This is a genomic window from Kitasatospora sp. NPDC004669, assembly GCF_040609455.1.
Lineage (GTDB): Bacteria > Actinomycetota > Actinomycetes > Streptomycetales > Streptomycetaceae > Kitasatospora.
The window spans coordinates 15,638-37,223 of the sequence record NZ_JBEXKB010000002.1 but is presented as its reverse complement, the minus strand read 5'-3'; the positions used below and the strand labels follow the sequence as shown (position 1 = coordinate 37,223).

Annotated in this window: 19 protein-coding genes; 10 read left to right on the top strand and 9 right to left on the bottom strand. The window is 72.4% G+C overall.

Features of this window, described 5'->3' with window-relative positions:
- Nucleotides 1-108 precede the first annotated feature (108 nt).
- The 3 genes from ABZW30_RS02010 to ABZW30_RS02000 are packed head-to-tail and all read right to left on the bottom strand — an operon-like array spanning nucleotide 109 to nucleotide 3,757.
- Nucleotides 109-1,818 carry an urease subunit alpha gene (locus tag ABZW30_RS02010; RefSeq protein ID WP_355669082.1) on the bottom strand — a complete coding sequence of 570 codons (1,710 nt, stop codon included), beginning with the start codon at nucleotides 1,816-1,818 and terminating at the stop codon, nucleotides 109-111.
- A complete protein-coding gene (gene ureA, locus ABZW30_RS02005; RefSeq protein WP_355669081.1) occupies nucleotides 1,815-2,528 on the bottom strand; it encodes an urease subunit gamma in 714 nt (237 codons plus the stop codon). The genes ABZW30_RS02010 and ureA overlap by 4 nt, the downstream gene beginning before the upstream one ends.
- A 38-nt stretch (nucleotides 2,529-2,566) precedes the next feature.
- Nucleotides 2,567-3,757 (bottom strand): agmatine deiminase family protein, encoded by a 1,191-nt coding sequence (locus ABZW30_RS02000; RefSeq protein ID WP_355669080.1) that lies wholly within the window; start codon nucleotides 3,755-3,757, stop codon nucleotides 2,567-2,569.
- Between the two features lie 258 nt (nucleotides 3,758-4,015).
- On the opposite strand from ABZW30_RS02000, the gene tatA reads away from it, so the two are divergent.
- On the top strand, nucleotides 4,016-4,264 hold the full coding sequence (gene tatA / locus ABZW30_RS01995) for a Sec-independent protein translocase subunit TatA (RefSeq protein ID WP_355669079.1): 249 nt from the start codon (nucleotides 4,016-4,018) through the stop codon (nucleotides 4,262-4,264).
- A 100-nt stretch (nucleotides 4,265-4,364) separates the two neighbouring features.
- On the opposite strand, the gene ABZW30_RS01990 is transcribed toward tatA, so the two are convergent.
- Nucleotides 4,365-6,119 (bottom strand): protein kinase, encoded by a 1,755-nt coding sequence (locus ABZW30_RS01990; protein WP_355669078.1) that lies wholly within the window; start codon nucleotides 6,117-6,119, stop codon nucleotides 4,365-4,367.
- 341 nt (nucleotides 6,120-6,460) lie between these two features.
- On the opposite strand from ABZW30_RS01990, the gene ABZW30_RS01985 reads away from it, so the two are divergent.
- On the top strand, nucleotides 6,461-7,384 hold the full coding sequence (locus tag ABZW30_RS01985) for a DUF4436 family protein (RefSeq protein WP_355669077.1): 924 nt from the start codon (nucleotides 6,461-6,463) through the stop codon (nucleotides 7,382-7,384).
- 49 nt (nucleotides 7,385-7,433) lie between these two features.
- Here ABZW30_RS01985 and ABZW30_RS01980 read toward each other — a convergent pair whose 3' ends face one another.
- Nucleotides 7,434-8,039, bottom strand: a complete 606-nt coding sequence (locus ABZW30_RS01980) for a TetR/AcrR family transcriptional regulator (protein WP_355669076.1) — start codon at nucleotides 8,037-8,039, stop codon at nucleotides 7,434-7,436.
- A 186-nt stretch (nucleotides 8,040-8,225) separates the two neighbouring features.
- On the opposite strand from ABZW30_RS01980, the gene ABZW30_RS01975 reads away from it, so the two are divergent.
- Entirely contained in the window at nucleotides 8,226-9,401 is a 1,176-nt protein-coding gene (locus ABZW30_RS01975) for an agmatine deiminase family protein (protein ID WP_355669075.1), read from the top strand.
- A gap of 224 nt (nucleotides 9,402-9,625) precedes the next feature.
- On the opposite strand, the gene ABZW30_RS01970 is transcribed toward ABZW30_RS01975, so the two are convergent.
- From ABZW30_RS01970 to ABZW30_RS01955, 4 genes are all read right to left on the bottom strand, one after another.
- Entirely contained in the window at nucleotides 9,626-10,789 is a 1,164-nt protein-coding gene (locus ABZW30_RS01970; protein WP_355669074.1) for an agmatine deiminase family protein, read from the bottom strand.
- A gap of 47 nt (nucleotides 10,790-10,836) precedes the next feature.
- The gene (locus ABZW30_RS01965) at nucleotides 10,837-11,874 is read right to left on the bottom strand and encodes an agmatine deiminase family protein (RefSeq protein ID WP_355669073.1); all 1,038 of its coding nucleotides are present in this window, start codon (nucleotides 11,872-11,874) and stop codon (nucleotides 10,837-10,839) included.
- Between the two features lie 270 nt (nucleotides 11,875-12,144).
- Nucleotides 12,145-12,723, bottom strand: coding sequence for a TetR/AcrR family transcriptional regulator (locus ABZW30_RS01960; protein WP_355669072.1), 579 nt, complete (start codon nucleotides 12,721-12,723; stop codon nucleotides 12,145-12,147).
- 55 nt (nucleotides 12,724-12,778) lie between these two features.
- A complete protein-coding gene (locus ABZW30_RS01955) occupies nucleotides 12,779-13,396 on the bottom strand; it encodes a TetR/AcrR family transcriptional regulator (protein ID WP_355669071.1) in 618 nt (205 codons plus the stop codon).
- A 263-nt stretch (nucleotides 13,397-13,659) separates the two neighbouring features.
- On the opposite strand from ABZW30_RS01955, the gene ABZW30_RS01950 reads away from it, so the two are divergent.
- The 7 genes from ABZW30_RS01950 (at nucleotide 13,660) to ABZW30_RS01920 (ending at nucleotide 21,576) form a co-directional block, all read left to right on the top strand.
- Nucleotides 13,660-14,829, top strand: coding sequence for an agmatine deiminase family protein (locus ABZW30_RS01950; RefSeq protein ID WP_355669070.1), 1,170 nt, complete (start codon nucleotides 13,660-13,662; stop codon nucleotides 14,827-14,829).
- A 130-nt stretch (nucleotides 14,830-14,959) separates the two neighbouring features.
- Nucleotides 14,960-15,964, top strand: coding sequence for an agmatine deiminase family protein (locus ABZW30_RS01945; protein WP_355669069.1), 1,005 nt, complete (start codon nucleotides 14,960-14,962; stop codon nucleotides 15,962-15,964).
- Nucleotides 15,965-16,370: 406 nt separating this feature from the next.
- A complete protein-coding gene (locus tag ABZW30_RS01940; RefSeq protein WP_355669068.1) occupies nucleotides 16,371-18,026 on the top strand; it encodes an ABC transporter substrate-binding protein in 1,656 nt (551 codons plus the stop codon).
- Nucleotides 18,023-18,982, top strand: coding sequence for an ABC transporter permease (locus ABZW30_RS01935; RefSeq protein WP_355669067.1), 960 nt, complete (start codon nucleotides 18,023-18,025; stop codon nucleotides 18,980-18,982). Before ABZW30_RS01940 ends, ABZW30_RS01935 begins: the two co-directional genes overlap by 4 nt.
- Nucleotides 18,979-19,833 carry an ABC transporter permease gene (locus ABZW30_RS01930; RefSeq protein WP_355669066.1) on the top strand — a complete coding sequence of 285 codons (855 nt, stop codon included), beginning with the start codon at nucleotides 18,979-18,981 and terminating at the stop codon, nucleotides 19,831-19,833. Before ABZW30_RS01935 ends, ABZW30_RS01930 begins: the two co-directional genes overlap by 4 nt.
- Nucleotides 19,830-20,786 carry an ABC transporter ATP-binding protein gene (locus ABZW30_RS01925; RefSeq protein WP_355669065.1) on the top strand — a complete coding sequence of 319 codons (957 nt, stop codon included), beginning with the start codon at nucleotides 19,830-19,832 and terminating at the stop codon, nucleotides 20,784-20,786. The genes ABZW30_RS01930 and ABZW30_RS01925 overlap by 4 nt, the downstream gene beginning before the upstream one ends.
- A complete protein-coding gene (locus tag ABZW30_RS01920; RefSeq protein WP_355669064.1) occupies nucleotides 20,779-21,576 on the top strand; it encodes an ABC transporter ATP-binding protein in 798 nt (265 codons plus the stop codon). Before ABZW30_RS01925 ends, ABZW30_RS01920 begins: the two co-directional genes overlap by 8 nt.
- Nucleotides 21,577-21,586 lie beyond the last annotated feature (10 nt).

Sequence of the window (21,586 nt, the reverse complement as noted above, 5' to 3'; positions counted from 1 at the left end):
CGGTCGTTCGCAGAGGCGGACCCGGACGGTCCGGCCGGCGGGACCGTGACACCCGGCCCTGCGGCACCCGGCCTCGCAGGGCCCGGCCCCGCAGCACCCGGCCCCGCGTCAGAGGAAGTAGAGGCGACTCAGTGCGACCTCCTGGGCCGGCTCGGAGCGCAGCGGTGTGCCGTCGAGGGTCACCAGGCCGCTCCGGGAGTCGACCAGGACGCTGCCCAGGCGGCTGTTGCGGACCATGTCGCGCGGTCCGATGCCGCGGGTGCCCCGCACGGCGACGCGGCGACGGCGTGTCGTCATGCTGTCGTGCGGGCGGTCCCGGCTGCCGGATTCGGCGGCGGCCCGGCTGGTGAAGGCGACCGAGAGGTCGGCGGGGGTCGCGCCGTGGGCGCCGAACAGCGGTCCCAGGACCAGGGGTTGGCAGGTCTCGGTGGCGGCGTTGGGATCGCCGGTGACGCCGTACGCGGGGAAGCCGGCCTTGAGGACGAGCTGTGGCTTGGCGCCGAAGGAGGCGGGCCGCCACAGCACGATGTCGGCGAGTTTGCCGACCTGGATCGAGCCGACCTCGTGGGAAAGGCCGTGCGCGATGGCCGGGTTGATGGTCAGCTTGGCGATGTAGCGCAGCACGCGCTGGTTGTCGTCGTCCGGCCCGTCGCCCTCCAGCGGCCCGAGTTCGGTCTTCATCTTGCCGGCCATGGCGAAGGTGCGGCGCACCGTCTCGCCGGCCCGGCCCATGCCCTGGGCGTCGGAGGAGGTGATGCCGATGGCGCCCACGTCGTGGAGGACGTCCTCGGCGCCCATGGTGCCGGCCCGGATGCGGTCGCGGGCCATCGCGGCGTCGCCGGGCAGGTCGGTCTTGAGGCCGTGGACGGAGACGATCATGCCGTAGTGCTCGGCGACCGCGTCCCGGCCGAAGGGGAGGGTGGGGTTGGTGGAGGAGCCGATGACGTTCGGCACGCCCGCCATCTTCAGCACGTTGGGGACGTGTCCGCCGCCGCAGCCCTCGATGTGGAAGGCGTGGATGGTCCGGCCGTCGAGGACGCGCAGGGTGTCCTCGACCGACAGGCACTCGTTCAACCCGTCGGTGTGCAAAGCCACTTGGACGTCGTGTGCCTCGGCGACCGACAGCGCCGTGTCCAGCGCCCGGGTGTGCGCGCCCATGTCCTCGTGCACCTTGAACCCGCAGGCCCCGCCCTCGGCCAGCGCCTCCACCAGCGGAGCCGGGTGCGAGGACGAACCGCGGCCCAGGAAGCCGATGTTGACGGGCCAGGCGTCGAAGGCGTTGAACGCGTGGCGCAGCGCCCAGGGCGAGTTGACGCCCACGCCCCAGGCGGGGCCGATCTCCTGGCCGATGATGGTGGTGACACCGGAGGCGAGCGAGGCCTCCATGATCCGCGGCGACATCAGGTGGACATGGGTGTCGATGGCGCCCGCCGTGGCGATCAGACCCTCGCCGGAGACGATCGTCGTCCCGGTGCCGACCACCACCTCCACGCCGTCCAGGGTGTCCGGGTTGCCGGCCCGTCCGATGGAGGCGATCCGCCCCTCCCGGATGCCGATCGAGGTCTTGCGGATCCCCTGGACCGCGTCGATCACCAGCACGTTGCTGATCACCACGTCGCAGGTGTCGCGGACGGCGGCGGCCTTCAGGTGCAGCCCGTCCCGGGCGGTCTTGCCGAAGCCCACCAGGAACTCGTCCCCCGGCCGCTGGGAGTCCGACTCGACCCGGACGACCAGCCCGCTGTCGCCGAGCCGTACCCGGTCCCCGGCGCGCGGGCCGTGCACGGCCGCGTAATCGGACGCCTCGATGCTGCTGCTCACCGCTCGTTCTCCGCTCCGTCGTCGTCACCGTTCACCCCGAGGTAGCCCTGTTCGGCGGCCCGCCGCAGCGCCTCCCGCCGGGCCCGGGGCGAGTCCAGCGGACTGTCCACCAGCCCGGCGAAGCCGATCGCGACCCGCTCACCGCCGATCGGCACCAGCCCGACCTCGACGACGGCGCCCGGGTCGAAACGCACCGAGGAGCCGGCCGGGACGGCCAGGTGCGTCCCGTAGGCGGCGGCGCGGTCGAAGGCCAGGCGCGGGTTGACCTCGAAGAAGTGGAAGTGCGAGGTGACCGAGATCGGCACCTCGGCGGTGTTGCGCACCGCCAGCGTGCGGACCGGCCGCGGTTCGGGGTCGGGGGCGTCGCCGGGGAGGACGGCGCCGGGAGCCGCCTCGCCGAGACCGCCGCCGCCGAACGGGTCGGCGATCACGGCGAGTCGGGTGCCGTCCTGGAACACGGCCTCGACCTGGATCTCGGTGACCAGGTCCGGCACACCGGGCAGTACGTCGTCGGGGGAGAGGGCGGCGCGTCCGCGCGCCACGGCCTCGGTCAGCCGCAGGCCGTCGCGGGCGGCCTCGCAGACGGTGTCCGAGATCAGCGCGGTGGCCTCGGGGATGTTGAGCCGTAGGCCGCGGGCGCGGCGGGCGCGGGCGAGTTCGGCGGCGGTGAAGATCAGCAGCCGGTCGCGTTCGGTGGGGGTCAGCTGCACGGGGGTGGGTTCTCCCTCGGGGTGCGGGGTGGTCGGTGTCAGCCGGCGGGCTGGTCGTGGGTGGAGCAGTGGATGCCACCGCCGCCGGAGGCGATGGTGTCGATCTGCAGCGGGACGATCTCGCGGCCCGGGAAGTGGTCCCTGAACACTTCCTGGGCGTGGTCGTCGGCCCGGGGGTCGCCGAACAGCGGCAGGTAGACGCCCTTGTTGCCGATGTAGAAGTTCATGTACGAGGAGACGAAGGAGTCGCTGCGGCCGGTGATCCTGTCCGGGTCCGGCTGGCTGATCTCGACGACCGTCAGCTTCTTGCCGGTGGCGTCGGTCGCCTCCGCCAGCACGGTCCGGGCCTGGTCGGCCGAGCGGGACCAGACATCGGCGGGGGTGCCGGGGAAGGCGCGGTCCAGGAAGACCACGCCGGGCCCCGCGAACCGGGCCAGGCAGTCGACGTGGGCGTCGGTGATGTCCTTGCCCTTGACGCCGGCCAGCCAGATGACCTTGGTGACGCCCAGGGCCTGCTTGAGTTCCGCCTCGACCTGGTCGCGGTTGCGCCCGGGGTTGCGGTTGTCGTTGACGACGGAGCTCTCGGTGACCAGCAGGGTGCCCAGGCCGTCGGCCTCGAAGGAGCCGCCCTCGGCGGTGATCGGGGTCTCGACCCGCTCGATCCCGTACTTGTCCAGCACCGCCCGGGCGATCCGGGCGTCATTGGTGTGCTCCTGCTTGCCGCCCCAGCCGCTGAAGTTGAAGTCGACGCCCTTGACCGTGCCGCCCTCCTCGACGAACACCGGCACGGTGTCGCGGGCCCACAGGTCGTCCACCGGGACGGACAACAGCTCGACGTCCTTGCCGCAGGCGTTGCGGGCCGAGGCCTCCTGGCCGGGGCGGACGAGCAGGACCAGCGGTTCGCGCTCGCCGATGGCCCGGGCCACCTCGGCGATGTCCTTCCGGACGGGCCCGAGCTGCTCGCCCCAGACGTTCTCGGAGGCCGGCCAGGCCATGAACGTCCGCTCGTGCTTCTCCCACTCGCCGCCCAGCCTGCGTCCGCGCGTGGGGGCGGGCGTCGAGGGGGCGGACGTGGCGGGGGCGGACGGCTGCTCGGCCGCGCCGGTGGACGGGGCAGCCGGGTCGGCAGGGTCCGCACCGGAGGCGCAGGCGGTCGCGCCGAGGGCGAGTACACCGGCACCGGCGAGGGAGCGCAGCACCGTGCGGCGGGCGAGGGGCGACTGGGACACGGTGAACTCCCGTGGGGCTGAGGGTGGATCGGTCGCGGCGCGGCGGACGGGCTCCGAGGGAGTGGTCCGCGCTGGCGCCGGTCGTCGGCGGATGCGGGTGCGCTCGGCGGCACTGTCGGCGGCGCCGGAACTGAACTGTCGCATTGACTGAAAAATCAGTCAAGCTCTACGGTGAAGCCACCCAAACCATCCCGAGACGACCCGGGCCGCCGAGCGGGCGGCTCGGGTCACGACCAAGAAAGGCCGGGTGAGGCAGCGATGCTGCGCAATGGTCTGGAGCCCTGGCACCTGCTGGTGGTGCTGGCTGTCGTGGTGCTGCTCTTCGGCTCCAAGAAGCTGCCCGACATGGCGCGGGGGCTGGGGAAGTCGATGCGCATCCTCAAGGCCGAGACGGCGGCCATGCGGGAGGAGGACCCGGCGGCCGGGACGACCCCGACGCCGCCCGCCGGGACGGCCCCCACTCCGTCCGCCGGAGCGCCGACCGATCCGGCCCGACGGTCGTCCTGACCGGTCCGGCCACCGTCCCCGTCGCGCACGAGAGCCGCCGCCCGCCCACCGCCCGGTGGGGGCGGCGGCTCTCGGCCGTCTCCGGGGTGGTGCGCGCGGCTCAGCCGTTGCGGCGGTAGCGGTCCAGGGACACCTTGACCGGCCCGTCCGAGCCCGCCGTCGACAGCACCCGGACGACGGCGAGGTCCCGGCCGTCCGCCGACCGGACGCAGAAGGCGCCGCGCGGCTCGACGGCGCTGAACGGCACCTGGGCGGCGGGGCGGCTGCTCAGCCCCTGGAGGCACTCGGCGACGCCGAGACCGGCGTCGCGGCCGATGTAGGAGTCGGCGGTCTCCGGGAGCAGGAACCCGTTGTCGTTGCGGCTGACGTACCAGGTCGCGCTGTCGGCCGGGACCACCGTGCCCGTGGCGAGGTCGAACTCGTAGCCGGCGTCCGTCGAGGTCAGCTCGACCGCGCGGGAGACCGCGGCGTAGTCCGCGGCGGGCCCCGGCGCTGCGGGGACGGTCGGCGCGGCGGAGGCCGACCGGGTGGGCGTCGGCGAGGCGGTGGGCGACACCGGCGCGCCGGGGGCCGGAGTCCCGGGCTCGGAGGAGCCGGACACCGGGGCCTCGGCGGGCGCGGCCTCCACCGGGTCCGGGTCGTCGAGCAGCAACACCGCCGCTGCGGCGCCGACGGCCAGGGCGACGGCGGCGGTCACCGCCGTGCGGCCGAGGGCGCGCTTGCGGCCGCCCTTCCCGTGCCCGCCCGGGCCCGGTGCGGGGGCGTGCCCGGCCGCGGCCGTACCCGAGGCCCCACGCGCCTCCGGCAGGGCGGTCACGACCGCGGTGGGTGTCGGCGCGGGTGCGAGGACGGTCGGTGCCGGTGCGGCCGCCGGAACGAGTAGCGTCCCGGCCGAGTCCGAGCCGGGCCGGGCGGCCTCGGCGGGTACCTGCGGCAGGTCGGCGTGTCGGGTGATCTGGCTGGTCAGCGGGTGCGGCAGCCAGTCCTCGCCGAACCTGAGGTGCCCGCCCACCGCCGGGTGGTTCCGGGCCGCGGCGATCACCTCGGCGGTGGTCGGGCGGTCCTCGGGCTGCTTCGTGAGGCACCACCGCAGCAGGTCCCGCAGGCTCTCCGGGACGCGGTCGAGGTCGGGCTCCTCGTGGACGGTCCGGTAGAGCGCGGCCGGGTCGGGGCCGTCGCCGAAGGGCGGGGTGCCGCCCGCGACGTGGACGGCGAGCGCGCCGAGGGCGTACACGTCGGTGGCCGGGGTCGCTGTCCGGCCCATGGCCTGCTCGGGGGCCATGTAGGCGGGCGAGCCGATCCGCAGGCCGGTGCCGGTGAGCGGGCTGGCGTCGGCCGCGCGGGCGATGCCGAAGTCGATCACCCGGGGGCCGTCGGAGGCGATCAGCACGTTGCCGGGCTTGAGGTCGCGGTGGACCACCCCGCTGGCGTGGATCGCCTGGAGCGCCTCGGCGATCCCGGCCATCAGCAGCAGGACGGTGCGTTCCGGGAGCGGGCCGAACCGCTGGACCACCTGCTGCAGGGACGGGCCCGGCACATAGGTGGTGGCCAGCCACGGCGTGGCGTCGTCCGGGCCCGCGTCGATCACCTGTGCCGTGAACAGCCCGTGGATGCGCCGGGCGCTGGCCACCTCCTGGGCGAAGCGGGCCCGGAACTCGGGATCCTCGGACAGCTCGGGCCGCACCACCTTCAGTGCCACCGGTCGGCCGCCCGGGGTGTACGCGAGGTAGACCCGGCCCATGCCGCCGGCGCCGAGCCGCGCGTACAGCAGGTGGCCGCCGACCTCGCGCGGGTCGTCTGCGGCCAGCTCCTGGAAGACCGGCTGGTGGGCGAAGGGGGATCGGTCTGCGGACATGCGGGCGGCCTCTCTCGGCGGACAAGGAGGGTGTGGTGACCGGAACGGCGTCCACGGGCGGCCGCGACGCCGTGCGGCGCGGATGGCATCGCGAAGTTTAGAGGTTCCTTCAGGGGAAGGTGCGGCGGGCCCGGTGGGGGGGCCGATCGGGGCCTGGTGGGGGTGGCGTTCCGGGCGTCGGACGCGGGGGCGGAAGGGGCGGGCCTGGGCGTTTCGGTCGATTGACTGAATTTTCAGTTCGATGGAGGATGTGGGGCACCCCCAGATGAAACACCGGCGCGCGGGAGTCGAGGCGGCAGCGATCCCGCCCACCCGACGCGCGCGCTCCAGGAAGGACGACCGTGCAGGTCACCACCGACGACACCAGCGCGCCCCCCGCGGTGCCGCCCCGCCACCCCCGCCGCCGCTGGCGGTTCGCCGTCGTCCTGGCGATGGTCATCGCCCTGTGCGGAAGCGGCATCGGGCTCTACCTCAACGAACGCAACACCCGTGAGCAGACCCGCGAGCTGGCGATCCCGTCCGCGCCGGACTGGATCGAACTCGACGTCACGGCGCAGGACGTGGACGCAGCGGCCCAGCAGTTGACGCTCTACGTCACGCCGGTCCCGCACGGCCGGTTCGCCGCCGGACCGGACTCCCAGACCGTCGGCCGCCCCGTCGAGATCACCGTCACCGGCACCCCCAAGGTCACCCTGCGGGCAGCCGAGGGTGAGGCCGCGGCGTCGCAGCTCGTCCAGGTGGGGATGTACGACGGCACCAAGACCGACTATCCCTTCGACCGCTACCGCATGGAGGCCGGCTTCACCGCCACGAGCGGGGGCTCGGCCGTACCGGTCGGCATCGTCTTCACCGACACCGACCCGTTCTTCGTCCTGCGCCCGCAGGCCACGGGCGCGAGCACCGGCGCCGTGACCCTGGACGCGAAGATCACCCGTTCCCGCAGCACCTTCATCCTCTCCTGGTTCATGATCGCCGCGATGTGGGCCCTCGCCCTGGCCGTCCTCGGCGCCGCCGAGGTGCTCTACCGCAAGCGCGAGGGCCTGGTCTGGCCCTCCCTGGGCTGGATGGCGGCGAGCCTGTTCGCCCTGATCGGCATGCGCAACGCCGCCCCCGGCGCGCCACCGATCGGATCGCTGATGGACTACGTGGCGTTCTTCTGGGCCGAGGGGATCATCGCCGCCAGCCTGGCCTGCACCGCCTGGTTCGGCATCCGTACCGAGCACCGGCTGCGCCGGGAGAAGGAGGCCGACGCCGACGGGGCGTGATCGGACCCGTCCGGCCCGGGCGCACGGCGGACGCGCGCGTCCGGGCCGGTCACCCGGCGGCCGACAGCGAGGCCATCAGCGTCCGCAGCACGAGCCCGGCGTCCACCGTCCCGTCGAGCGATCCGATGGCGGCCAGCCCGTCCACGGCGGCGGCGAAGGCCTCGCCGAGCGGGCGGGGGTCGGAGCCGTCGCCGCGCTCGTCCGCGAGCGTCCGGAACAGGCGCACGAAGCAGGACCGCCACCGCCCGTACTCCGCCTCCAGACTGGCCCGGACCCGCTCGTCGTTGAGCGCGAGCCAGTGCAACGCCGCGTGCAGGCGCGCCAGATCGGGGTTCTCGGGCCGGGTGAGCAGAGCCAGCACCCGGTCCGCCCGCTCGGCGTAGCCGCCCGGGCCGTCCACCGCCTCCTCCAGCGGGGCGATCCACTCCGGCCGGATGTCGGCCACCACGGCGACGATCAGTTCGGTGCGGTCGGCGAAGTGGTAGTGGCACATCCCGTGCGAAACCCCGGACAGTGCGGCCACGTTGCGGGTGGTGAACCGCCCGGCGTCGCCGCCCGCGAGCAGCGTCCGGGCCGCCGAGATCAACCTGGCCCGGGTCTGCTCGCCTTTGGCGGAGGCCCGCGCCCGGCCGGTGCCGCCCGGTGCGGAGGACACTTCCCGGTCTGTTCCTGTCGCCCGTGTCGCCATGGCCGCCACTGTAACGACCGGGGGGTGCGGGGGAGGGGCGGGCCGGAAATCGATCCGGGCGGATGTCTGCGCGAAATATTGACCGAGCGCTTGGCCAGTTCTACCTTCTGGTCAACTCCACGGCATCTGACCGGAATTGACATGGAGGCAGGAGTGGACGATCGCGATCACCACAGACCCGACCCGGCGCCCCGCGGGCGCCTCGACAGGCGCGGATTCCTGACGGCCGCCGGACTGACCGTCGCCGGTGCCACGCTGAGCGCGGCGACCGCCGGCCGGGCGGAGGCCGACCCGCGCCGCACCGCCACGGCGTCCGCCGCGGGCCACGCCGTCCCGCTGGACAGCGTCCCGCACACCCGGACGTGGATGGCCTGGCCGGACAACAGCACCATCTGGAAGGGCAAGCTCAGCGGTGCCCAGTCGAACATCGCCCTGATCGCCAGGACCGTCGCCAAGTACGAGCCGGTGACGATGTGCGCGAACCCGGCCAGCGTCGTCAAGGCACAGTCGATGTGCGGCTCACGCGTCACCGTCATCGGCTCCATCCCGGTGGACGACTGCTGGATGCGCGACACCGGCCCGGTCTTCCGCACCAACGGGGCCGGCGGCCTCGACGCGATCGGCCTCAACTTCAACGGCTGGGGCAACAAGCAGAACCCGCACGGAAACGACGCCCTGGTGGCCCGGCGCGTCGCCGCCTATCTCGGCATCCCGTTCACGGCCGCCGGGCTCGTCACCGAAGGCGGCGCCGTCGAGACCGATGCCGCCGGCACCCTGATGGCGACCAGCAGCAGCATCGTCAACTCCAACCGCAACCCCGGGATGTCCCAGGCCCAGGTCGAGACCGCGCTGTGCGCCGCCTACGGGGCCTCCACGGTGATCTGGTTCCCCGGGATCCAGGGCCAGGACATCACCGACGACCACGTCGACGCCACCTCGCGGTTCCTCGGCGTCGGCGCGGCCGTGGTCCAGATGCCCCTGTCCACCGACACCGACATCTGGTCCAACGACGAACGCCAGCAGTACCGGATCCTGTCGACCTCGACCAGCGCGCTGGGAACCCCGATCACGGTCGGTCAGATCCAGGGCCCCGACTACAACCTGATCCGCTCGACCAACCCCGACTTCGTCGGCTCCTACGCCAACTACTACCTCTGCAACAACGCGGTGATCTCCGCCCAGTTCGGCGACACCGCGGCCGACGCCGCCGCGAAGGCGGCGCTCGCGCGGCTCTTCCCCGGCCGGACCGTCGAGCAGCTCAACATCGACTACATCGGCGCGGGCGGCGGCGGGATCCACTGCGTCACCCAGCAACAGCCCGTGGCGTGAGTCACCGGAAAAGCACGAGCGGTGAGGCCGGTCCGGGAATCGGACCGGCCTCACCGCCGGGAGTCGTCGCCGTGGTGAGTACGAGGGTCAGGACGAGGCCGCCGCCGGGATCGTCCCGGACGGAGGGGCTGCCGTCGCAGGCCGCGGTCAGCCGTCCGGCCGCGGCCGCACCGCTTCGTTACGGTCGCCCCGCACGGTCAGCCCGGTCAGCCGGATCAACCAGGTCAGCCGACAGCGGGGATGTCGTGGGTGGCGCAGTGGATGCCGCCCCCGCCGGCAGCGATGGCGTCGATCTTCACCGGGACGATCTCCCGGCCGGGGAAGTACTGCCTCAGGATCTGCTGGGCACGGTCGTCGGCCCGGCTGTCGCCGAACTTGGGCAGGTAGACACCCTTCGAGCCGACGTAGAAGTTCATGTAGGAGGAGACGAAGGCGTCACCGCGGCCGGTGATCTTGTCCGGGTCGGGCTGCTGGAGCTCGATCACCTGCAGCTTCTTGCCCGTCGCGTCGGTGGCGTTCTTGAGGACGCCGCGGGCCTGGTCGGCCGAGCGGGACCAGACGTCCGCCGGACCGCCCGGGAAGGCCTGGTCGAGCAGGACGACGCCGGGGGCGGCGAACCGGGTCAGGCAGTCGACGTGGGCGTCGGTGATGTCCTTGCCCTTGACGCCCGCCAGCCAGATCACCTTGGTGACGCCGAGGACCTTCTTGAGCTCCGCCTCGACCTGGTCACGGCTCATCCCCGGGTTGCGGTTGTCGTTGACGACGGAGCTCTCGGTGACCAGCAGGGTGCCCTGGCCGTCGGTCTCGAAGGAGCCGCCCTCGGCGACCAGCCGGGTCTCGACGCGCTCGACGCCGTACTTGGCCAGGACGGTCCGGGCGATCTTGGAGTCGTTGGCGTGCTGCTGCTTGTCGCCCCAGCCGTTGAAGTTGAAGTCGACTCCCTTGACCTTGCCGCCCTCCTCGACGAACACCGGCAGGGTGTCCCGGGCCCACAGGTCGTCGACGGCGACGGGTACGACCTCGACGGCGGAGCCACAGGCCTTCTGCGCGGCGTCCTTCTGCTCGGGCCGGGCCATCAGGACGACCGGTTCGCGGGCGGCGATGGCCTGGGCGAGGCCCGCGATGTCCCGGCGGACGTCGGGGAGCTGGTCGCCCCAGACGTTCTCCGAGGCCGGCCAGGACATCACCGTGCGCAGGTGCTTCTCCCACTCGGCGCCGAAGCGGCGGGCGCCGGGGGTGCCGCCGGGCTGCTGGGGCGGCACCGCGTCGCCGAGGTCGTCGAGGCCGTTGGGGTCGCAGGCGGTGAGGCCGAGAGTGAGGGCGCCGACACCGACGCCGACACCGGCGAGGGAGCGCATCAGGGTGCGACGGGACAGGGCGTTGGTCATATGGGCTCTCCGGGCAGGGTTCGAGGGTGGGCCGGGGATGACGCGGTTTACGGCAGCGGCTCGTGCATGGTCGAGCAGTGGATGCCGCCGCCTCCGGCCATCAGCCGGTCGACGTCGAGCTGGACGACTTGGCGGCCGGGGAAGGCCGCGGCGAGCGTGTCCCGCGCGGCGGCGTCCTTGTACGGGTCGCCGAACTGGGCGGTGATGACGCCCCCGTTGACGAGGTGGAAGTTGAGGTAGGAGTCGACGAACTTGGAGCTGCGGGAGCGGACGGTGTCCGGGCCGTGCACGACGATGACCTGCAGGCGGCGGCCGCGGGCGTCGGTGGCGGCGGACAGGATGGCGAACTGCTCGCGGGCGTCACGCGCCCAGGCGTCGTTCCGGTCGGCCGGCGGCAGCTGGACCATCACCACACCGGGCCGGATGAACCGGGAGGTGACGTCGACGTGGTCGTCGGTGATGTCCTGGCCCTTGATCCCGGGCAGCCAGATCATCTTGTCCGCGCCGTAGGCGTCCAGGACGGCGTCCTCGATCTCGTCCCGGCTCAGGCCGCGGTTGCGGTTCTTGTTGACCAGGCTGCTCTCGGTGGCCATCACGGTGCCGTCGCCGTCGGTCTCGATCGCGCCGCCCTCGCCGACGAAGTCCGCGTAGGTGTGGCGCAGGCCCCGGCGGGTGGCGATGAGCTCGGCGACCCGGGCGTCGTCGTGGTGGACCTGCTTGTTGCCCCAGCCGTTGAAGTTGAGGACCACGGCGTCCATGCCGCCGTACCCGTCCCGGCGGAAGACCGGGGCGATGTCGCGCATCCACAGGTCGTCGGTGGGGATCGCGGTGATCACCTCCACGGTGGGACCGCACCGCGAGCGGGCCTTGTCCGCGGTGTAGTCGTCGGGGGCGCACATGATCACCGGCTCGAACTCGGCGATGGTGCGGGCGATCAGGGCGATGTCCTCCTGGACGCCGCCCAGGCGCAGCCCCCACACACCCCGACGGGAGGGCCAGGACATCCAGGTCCGCGTGTGCGGGACGTCGTCCGCCGGCACCCAGGGACCCGACTCGGTGGAGTGGTCGTCGTGGTAGTAGCTCACGGGGGTCTCCTGATCGTGCGAGGGTGCGCAGGTGCGTCCGCGCCACGGCCCGGTCGGCCGGGGCCGCTCCTCCTGGCGCGGGCCTGTCACCGTCTCCACTCTCCGCGCTGTGGCGCGTCGGGGTACAGCGGGACGGACGGGACGGGCAGCGCCTGCTGTCACGAGCAGCGTCGCACTGACTGAAAAGTCAGTCAAGTTGGGGCATGTGCCGTTACTCCCGTCGCAGGGGCCGTCACGGAGTGCGGTGCCCGTCTCCGTCGCCTTGTCGCGTCAGGGGTCGAGTCGGGAGATCTCGGTGTCGATGGCGTCGGTCATGAGGGCGCGGGCGTGGGTGACGGGCAGGCTCCCGCTGAGGCAGCGGGTGCTGAGGCCTTCCAGCAGCGCGGTCAGCCGTTCGGCGGCGCCGGCCAGCGCGACCGCCGAGGTCATCGGCTGTACGACGCCGAGTAGTTCGGCGATCTCCTGCACCCAGATCCGGGTGGCGCGTGCGAGGTCCTCGCGCAGGGTCTCGTCGAACACGGCGCTGGCGCGCAGTTCGCCCCAGGCGGTGCTGTTCTCCCGTACTTCGGTGGTGTCCTGGAGCTCCAGCAGCAGCGTCTGCTCCAGCTCCTCGCGCGGGGTCAGCGGCGGTGCGTCCGCCGCGCGCTCGGTCGTGTACCGCTCGGCCCGGTCGTTGATGAACTCCAGCGTCTGCCGGAGGATCCCCGTGCGGTCCTTGAAGTGGTAGTAGATGAGCGCGGTGGACACGCCCGCCTCCGCCGCGAGCTCCTCCACCCGCAGCCCACGCACCCCGCGCCGGGCGATCACCCGCGCGGCTGCTTCCAAGATCGACGTTTTACGGCTGGCCACGATCCACCACCTTACCCGGGCACCCCGGCCGTGCGGCGGTCCCCTGATGGATCTGTCAGCCGTCCGTGATCCGGCCCGGCCCGCCGGGCGGGCCGACTCGACGCTTCCGTTCCAGCTCCGTCTCGACGGCGCCGCGGAGGAGCCGGCGGGCGTGGTCGAGGGGCAGGGAGCCGCTGAGCCAGCGCACGCTGAGGCCCTCGATCAGGGCCGTGAGCCGTTCGGCGGCGGCCGCGTGCGCGGGGGCGGTGCCGGTGGGGTTGGCGCGGGCGAGGAGTTCGGCGATGTCGTGCACCCAGGTGTGGGTGCTCCTCGCCAACTCCTCGCGCAGGTCCGGTTCGAAGACGGCGGTGGCCCGCAACTCGCCCCAGGCGGTGCTGTTCTCGCGCACCTCGGAGGTGTCCTGGAGTTCGCGCAGCAGGACCCGCTCCAGGTCGGTGCGCGGGTCCTCGCTCCGGGGCGAGGGCTCCTGCTCGGCGGTGTAGTGGTCGGCGCGGTCGCTGATGAACTCCAGCGTCCGGCGCAGGGTGCCGGCCCGGTCGGTGAAGTGGTAGTAGATCAGCGCGGTGGACACCCCGGCCTCGGCCGCCAGCTCGCCCATGCGCAGTCCGCGTACGCCGCGCCGAGCGATGACGCGGGTGGCGGCTTCGAGTATCCCTGTCCGACGGTCCGACATGAGTGCTCACTCTACCGGGCTTCGGGGCTCCTCGTTACACAATCCTGACGAAAACTTCAGGATGTCTGCCCGGGGGGTCGGCAGGCCGGGCTCCCTGGTCGGCGCACCGTACTGCCCTGGTGCGGGGCGGCGTGGCGGGGTCGTCCGGAGCGTTCGGGAGGTGACCGGCAGGTAACTGGCCTCCAAGGGCTTGACTGAATTTTCAGTGCGGTGAAGGATGCGGGGCAACCCCCACACCTCCCACCTCTTCCAGGGAGCGTTTCTTGAACACCTCCACCCCCTCAAGGCGAAGCCTGCTCCGCTTCGGTGCGGCGGCCGTGCCGCTGGCCGCCCTCACAGCGGCCTTCCCGTCGATCGCCAGGGCCGACGGCACGCTGACGGGCACCCCCGCCCCGAGGCTGCGGATGCCGGCCGAGAGCGACCGGCACGACCGCACGTTCATGGCCTGGCCGGCCCTGCCGTCGATCTGGGGCAGCAAGCTCTCGGGCGTCCGCGACGACGTCGCCCGGGTCGCCTACGAGATCTCCCGTTACGAGCCGGTCGTCGTGGTCGCGCGCCCCGGCCAGGCCGCGGACGCCCGGTACTGGTGCGGCCCCGGCGGCACCTACGGCATCACCGTCGTCGAGATCCCCAACGACGACCTGTGGATCCGCGACTTCGGTCCGACCTTCACGGTCGCGCCGGGCGCCATCGCCGGCGTCGACACCAACTTCAACGGCTGGGGCAAGACCGGCACCCCCTACTACCAGCCCTTCGCCGAGGACGCCGCGGTCGCGGCGACCCTCCTCGCCGAGTACGGTGTCAGCCGCGTCCGCGCCCCCTTCGTCGGCGAGGGCGGCGCCCTGGAGACGGACGGCCAGGGCACCCTGCTGGCCACCGTCAGCTCGCTGGTCAACCCCAACCGCAACCCGGGCATGACCCAGGACCAGGTCGAACAGGCCCTGAAGAGCACGCTCGGGATGGACAAGGTCATCTGGCTCGCGGGCCTGGCCGGCCAGGACATCACCGACGACCACATCGACTGCCTGGCCCGCTTCACCTCGTTCGGGCGGGTCGTCCTCGACAAGCCCGGCCCCGGCACGGACCAGATCTGGATCGACGTCTACCAGCAGGCCAAGCAGGTCCTGCAGAACGCGACCGACGCCCAGGGCCGCGCCCTGACCGTGGTGGAGCTCCCCGGCCCGGACCGCGCCCTGATCCGGGGGCGCGGCAAGGACTTCCTGTCCAGCTACACCAACTTCTACGTCGCCAACGGGGCCGTGTTCGTGCCCCAGTTCGGCGACGGCTACGCCGACGGCACGGCCTACGCCATCCTGCAGGCCGAGTTCCCGGGCCGCGACATCGTCCAGGTCAACATCGACAACATCGCCTCCGGCGGTGGCGGCATCCACTGCGCCACCCAGGCCCAGCCCGCCGTACCGGCGGCCCTGTGACCCCCCGGCGGCCCGCTCGGTACCCCCACGGAGACGGGCCGCCGGGGCCTGGGGCCTGTCTTCGGGCCCAGGCCCCAACCCCGACCGTGCCGGGCGGCGCCCGACCAGCTTCAACCGGAAGAGGAAACCCGTGACGTTCCGAATGCCCGCCGAGTGGACCGAGCACGAGGGCTGCCTGATGGCCTGGCCCGTACGGCCGGACCTGTGGGGCGACACCCTGGACGAGGTGAAGCGCGAGTACGCGGCGGTCGCCCGCGCCATCGCGGAGTTCGAGCCGGTCACCATGGTGGCGCCGCCCGGCCACGCCGACGAGGCGCGCTCCATCTGTGGCGAGGACATCGCCGTCGTGGCGCTCCCGCTGGACGACTCCTGGTTCCGCGACAGCGCGCCGATCTTCGTCCTGGACGAGAACGGCCGGCGCGCCGGCGTCGACTTCCGTTTCAACGCCTGGGGCCGCAAGCACCACCCCTGGGACGCCGACGACCGGATCAGCGCCCTGCTGCTGGACCACCTCGGCGTCCCCGCGGTCCGCTCCGAGATGATCCTCGAAGGCGGGGCGATCACCGTGGACGGCGAGGGCACGCTCATCACCACCGAGCAGTGCCTGCTCCACCCCAACCGCAACCCGGACATGAGCCGGGAGGGGATCGAGGACGAGCTCAAGGCCCGCCTCGGCGTCACCAAGGTGATCTGGCTGCCGTACGGCGGCGCGCTCGACACCGAGACCGACGGACACGTGGACGGTGTCTGCGCCTTCGTCGCCCCCGGTAAGGTCGTCGTGCAGCTGCCCGCCGACCCCGGGCACCCGGACTACGTGCGGATGCGGGCCAACCGCGCCGTCCTGGAGCACTCCACCGACGCCCAGGGCCGGCCCTTCGAGATCGTCGAGGTCCCGCAGGCGGCGTTCGTCGAGGTCGACGGCAGCCGCATCGAGGTCGGCTACCTGAACTTCTACCTGGCCAACGGCGGTGTCGTCGTCCCGGTCGCCGACCACCCCGAGGACGAGGGCGCGCTGGCCGTGCTCGCCGCCGCGTACCCCGACCGCAAGGTGGTCGGCGTGCGCGCCCGAGTGATCGCCTACGGCGGCGGCGGCGTCCACTGCATCACCCAGCAGATCCCGGCCGTCCGCGCCTGAACCAGGCCCGTGCCCGGGCCCGACCCCGGGCACGAACCCTCGTCAGTGAACGGAAGACAACCCTCTTGACATCCTCCTCCGGCTGAAACTGGAGGATTCCAACCCTCACGGGTCGGGCTTTCTGCTTCACGGCCGGTTGCCGACCCGGGGCTACCGGCAAAGGGACGGTGTGCCGCCCATCGGTCTTACATCAGCTCCACAGACCTGACTTCCCGCCAGCCCGGCGGTAGGCCGATCCGGGACTTGGTTCCCGCCCCGAATTGGCGTGATCAACCTATCGCACACGGTGACCCGGGCAGCGGGGACAGCGGTCCGCCTTGACGGCGAAACGCTGACTCCTGCCCCGCTACGCGGGAAGTCCGTTTCCTCCTCCGGCCGAAGCCGGGGGTATCCACGGAGGTATCAGATGAATCCCGCCGTCCCCGCGAGACGAACCCCACCCCGGCGGCGCCGCGCCCTCGCCACCGCCGCCCTGCTCTCGGCCGCGGCCCTGGTCGCCGCCTGTTCCGGCCCGCCGCACGGCGGCGGCTCCGGCCAGGCGGACCTCCAGCTGTCCGCCGACACCCCGCAGGCCAAGGGCGAGATCGACTCCTTCACCTGGGCCACCTACGCCGAGCCGCCCACCCTGGACTACATCCAGGCGTTCGACTACCCGCAGAACACGATCCTCTCGAACGTCTGCGAGAGCCTGATGCGTTGGACCCCCCGGCTCACGGTGGCGCCCGGCCTGGCGCAGAAGGCCTCCAACCCCGACCCGACCACCTGGGTCTACGACCTGCGCTCCGGGGTGCACTTCCACGACGGCACGGTGATGACCGCCGACGACGTCGTGTACAGCCTCGGCCGGCAGACCAACCCCGACAACGCGGCAGCCTGGAACCAGGTGTTCCAGAACGTCGAGTCCATCACCAAGACCGGTCCGCTGCAGGTCACCGTCAAGCTCAAGCAGCCCGACTCCCAGTTCCCCCAGTACATGGCCACCGCCGCCGGCGTCGTCGCGGCCAAGGCCGGTGTGGAGGTCGCGGGCAAGGATTACGGCACCAGCGGCAGCCTCGACTGCACCGGCCCCTTCAAGCTCGGCACCTGGGCCAAGGGCCAGTCGATCGAACTGCAGCGCTTCGACGACTACTGGGGCACCAAGGCCAAGGCCAAGAAGGCCGTGTTCAGCTTCCTCACCGACGCGTCCGCCCGCACCAACGCGATGCTCACCGGTGACGTCGACGGCGGCTACCTGATCCCCACCGAGAGCTACGACCGGCTGAAGAAGAGCGGGCCGGGCACGCTCTACTTCGGGGAGGGCCTCAGCACCGTCAACGTCAACGTCACCAACATGCAGGGCGCGCTCGGCGACCTGCGCGTGCGCCAGGCGTTGTCCCTGGCCCTGGACCGCTCCGGTTTCGTCAAGACCGGCCTCGCCGGCGCCGGCACCGTCACCGGCTCCCTCACCACCAAGGCCGCCTGGGCCTCGGCCTCGGACGACGTCCGCAAGACGGCCTTCGACGGCCTCACCCCCACGGCGCAGGACATCGACAAGGCCAAGGCCCTCGTCAAGGAGGCCGGCGCGAGCGGCAAGACGCTCATCATGGCCACCAGCAGCATCGGCCAGGACGTCTCCCTGCTCGCCACCGCCGTCCAGGCCGCCGGGTCGAAGATCGGGCTCGACATCCAGCTGAAGACGATCGCCCCGAACGCCTTCACCGCGCTGTTCACCGACCCCAAGGCGCGCGAGGGCATCGACATGTTCCCGGAGACGTACTACGACTCCGTCACCGACCCGCTCGACCTGCTCGTCAACTTCAGGACCGGCGCCTACCAGAACTTCGCCAACTACAGCGACAAGGCCTACGACGACCTGGTCGACCAGGCCACCGCCGAGTACGACCCGGCCAAGCGCGGCGCGATCGAGGCCAAGCTCCAGCAGACCGCCTCCCGGCAGCTGCTCTGGATCCCCGTCGCCGAGTGGCCGACCGCCGTCTTCCTCAACAAACGGATCACCGGCGCCCCGACCACCATCTCGTACATGTACTACCCGTGGGCCGCCGACGTGGGGGCCGCACGGTGAGCTTCCTTCGATTCGCCGCCCGGCGGCTGGTCGAGATGGCGGTCACCCTGTTCGGCGCCTCCTTCGTGGTCTTCGGCGCGATGTACCTGGCGCCGGGCAGCCCCGCGGGCTTCCTCCTGTCGGGTCGGTCGGCCTCGCCGGCCGCCCTGCAGGCGATCAACGAGCAGTACCACCTCGACGACCCCTTCCTGGTCCGGTACTTCCGTTGGCTCGGCCAGGTGCTCCAGGGCGACTTCGGGCGCTCCATCACCTACCGCACCGACGTGTCCCAGCTGCTCGCCGACCGGCTGCCCGCGACCCTGCTGCTGGTGGGCACGGCACTGGTGGTCGTGGTCGTCGTCGGCCTGGCACTGGGCCGGCTCGGCGCGGTGCGCGGCGGCAAGACCGACTCCACGATCCTGGTCACCACCACGTTCGCCCTCGGCACGCCCTCCTTCGTCGCCGCCGTCCTGCTGCAGGGCCTGTTCGCGGTGAAGCTGGGCTGGTTCCCGACCAGCGGCGCCGGCGAGGGATTCGGTGACATGCTCTGGCATCTCACCCTGCCCGCGATCGCCCTCGCGCTGTACCTGATCGGCATGCTCTCCCGGGTCACCCGCTCGGCGATGCTGGACGCCCTGGAGGGCGAGCACGTCACCGTGGCCCGCAGCCGGGGCGTCCCGGAACGCGAGGTGATCCGTCGCCACGTGTTCCGCAACTCGCTCGGCACCGTGCTGACCACCGGCGGTCTGATCGTCTCCACCCTGCTGGTCTGCACGATCCTGGTGGAGTCGGCGTTCAGCATCGGCGGCATCGGCCAGCTGCTCGAACTGTCCACCACCACCAAGGACTTCCCGACCGTACAGGCCATCTCCCTGATCATCGTCGCCCTGTTCATGATCGTGAACCTGATCGTCGACCTGCTCCACCCGCTCGTCGACCCCCGGGTCACCCTCGGCTCCAGGAGGTCCGACGCATGAGTGTCGCCCTCACCCGAAGGCCCGGCCTCGGCCGCCTCAAGGCCGCCCGCGCCCCGCTCCACCCGATCTGTCTCGGCTTCGCCGCCCTGGTGGTGCTCGCCGCGCTGCTCGCGCCCTGGCTCTCGCCGTACGACCCGAACGCCGTCGACCTCGGCAACGCCCTCGCCGGGCCCTCGTCCGACCACCTGCTCGGCGTCGACGCGGCCGGGCGTGACACCCTCTCCAGGCTGCTGCTCGGCGCCCGCACCTCGCTGCTCGGCCCGCTCGGTGTGGTCGTCTTCTCCACCGTCGCCGGCATCGCCGTCGGCCTCGCGGCCGGATGGCGGGGCGGCTGGCTCGACTCCGTCCTGTCCCGCAGCACCGAACTGGTTTTCGCCTTCCCCGGCATGCTGCTCGCCATCCTGATCATCTCGGTGTACGGGGAGGGCCTGCTCGCCCCCGTCATCGCCCTCGCGATCGCCTACCTGCCCTACGTCTCCCGCCTCACCCGCTCACTGGTGCTGGCCGAACGGACCAGGCCCTACGTCTGCGCGTACCAGGTCCAGGGGCACTCCGCCCTGCAGATCTGCCTGCGGCACGTCCTGCCCAACATCGCGCCGATCGTCCTCGCCCAGTCCGCCGTCAACTTCGGATACGCCCTCATGGACCTCGCCGGCCTCTCCTTCCTCGGACTCGGCGTCCCCGCCCTCACCCCCGACTGGGGCCGGATGGTCTTCGACGGCCAGACCGCGATCCAGCACGGCTACCCGCTCTCCGCGATCCTGCCGTGCACCCTCATCGTGCTCACCGTCGTCGCCTTCAACGTCGTCGGCGAACGCTGGGCCGACCAGGTCGCCCGGAGGACCACGTGAACGCCCTCGACATCCAGGGCCTCCGGCTCCAGCTGCCCGGCTCCGCCCGACCGGTCCTCGACGGCGTGGACCTCACCGTCGCCCCCGGCGAGACCGTCGCCCTGGTCGGCGAGTCCGGCTCCGGCAAGACCCTCACCTCCCGCACCGCCCTGGGCCTGCTGCCGCCGGGCGCCGTCACCGAGGGCCGGGTCCTGGTCGACGGCCAGGACGTCCTGACCATGGCCCCCGACCGGCTGCGCGCCCTGCGCACCGGCCAGGCCGCGATGATCTTCCAGGACCCCGGGGCCGCCATCAACCCGCTGCGCCGCATCGGCGACTTCCTCACCGAGAGCGTGCGCCTCACCGGCACCGTGAACGCCGCGGACGCCGACCGGCGCGCCGTCGAACTCCTCGACGCCGTGGGCCTCGGGCCGGAGCTGCTGCGCCGCTACCCGGGGCAGCTGTCCGGCGGCATGCTCCAACGCGTGATGATCGCCGCCGCCCTGATGGGCGACCCGATCCTGCTGCTCGCCGACGAGCCCACCACGGCGCTCGACGTCACCAGCCAGGCCGAGGTGGTCGCGCTGCTCGGCCGGCTGCGCGCCCGCTTCGGCACCGGGCTGCTGTTCGTCACCCACGACCTCGGCCTCGCCGCCGCGATCAGCGACCGGGTCTACGTCATGTACGCGGGGCGGATCGCCGAAACCGGTCCCGCCGCGGCGCTCTTCGACCGGCCCCGCCACCCCTACACGGCAGCCCTGCTCGCCTCCACCCCCCGACTGGAAGCACCGTCCGGCCGGCTCGCCGCCATCGACGGCCAACCGCCGGACCTGCGACAGGAGTTGACCGGCTGCGCGTTCGCCGCCCGGTGCCTCCACGCGACCGAGCTGTGCCGGGAAGAGGCCCCCGCCCTGCGGGGGACCCACCCGGCCGCCTGCCACCACCCGCTCGAAGGGAGCCGCACCGATGCCTGAGCCCGTTCTGCAGGTCACCGGGTTGCGTCGGACCTTCGGCGCCGTACGGGCGGTGGACGACGTCTCCTTCACTCTCGGCGCCGGCGGGTCGCTCGGCATCGTCGGTGAGTCCGGCTCCGGCAAGACCACCACCGCGCGCATCATCGTCGGTCTCGAACAGGCTGACGAAGGGCAGGTCACCGTCCAGGCCCGGGCCCGCGCCGGCCGTGCCCGCGGGAGGGCCGAGCGGCTGGCCCGGGCCCGGGAGGTGCAGATGGTCTTCCAGGACCCGTACCTCTCGCTGGACCCGCGCACCAGCGTCGAGGCCGTCCTACGGGAGACCCTGCGCCTGCACTTCCCCGGCACCGACCACGAGGCCCGGATCAGGGAACTCCTCGACCAGGTCGGGCTCGGTACCAGGGCCGCCGACGCATTGCCCCGTCAGCTCTCCGGCGGTCAGCGTCAACGCGTGGCCATCGCCCGGGCGTTGGCCGTCCAGCCGGCCGTCCTGGTGCTGGACGAGGCGGTCGCGGCGCTGGACGTGTCGGTCCAGGCGCAGGTCCTCAACCTGCTCGCCGACATCCGCGAACAGACCGGCATCGGCTACCTGTTCATCACCCACGACCTCGGCGTGGTCCGCTGCGTCACCGACGAGGTCATCGTCATGCGGCACGGGCGGATCGTCGAATCCGGCCCGACCGGCCGGGTCCTCGCCGATCCCGAGCACCCGTACACCCGGCTCCTGCTGGAGTCCGTCCCCCGGCCCGGCTGGGACCCGGACGGGATCGCCGCGGCACGCCGGGCGCTGTAGGGGTCTGTCC

What these genes read in the sequence shown, in the direction of transcription:
- ABZW30_RS01930 (WP_355669066.1), top strand. Translation starts at nt 18,979, where the DNA reads ATGAGTGTCGCCCTCACCCGAAGGCCCGGCCTCGGCCGCCTCAAGGCC.
- ABZW30_RS01970 (WP_355669074.1), bottom strand. Translation starts at nt 10,789, where the DNA reads ATGACCAACGCCCTGTCCCGTCGCACCCTGATGCGCTCCCTCGCCGGT.
- ABZW30_RS01990 (WP_355669078.1), bottom strand. Translation starts at nt 6,119, where the DNA reads ATGTCCGCAGACCGATCCCCCTTCGCCCACCAGCCGGTCTTCCAGGAG.
- ABZW30_RS01920 (WP_355669064.1), top strand. Translation starts at nt 20,779, where the DNA reads ATGCCTGAGCCCGTTCTGCAGGTCACCGGGTTGCGTCGGACCTTCGGC.
- tatA (WP_355669079.1), top strand. Translation starts at nt 4,016, where the DNA reads ATGCTGCGCAATGGTCTGGAGCCCTGGCACCTGCTGGTGGTGCTGGCT.
- ABZW30_RS01955 (WP_355669071.1), bottom strand. Translation starts at nt 13,396, where the DNA reads ATGTCGGACCGTCGGACAGGGATACTCGAAGCCGCCACCCGCGTCATC.
- ABZW30_RS01940 (WP_355669068.1), top strand. Translation starts at nt 16,371, where the DNA reads ATGAATCCCGCCGTCCCCGCGAGACGAACCCCACCCCGGCGGCGCCGC.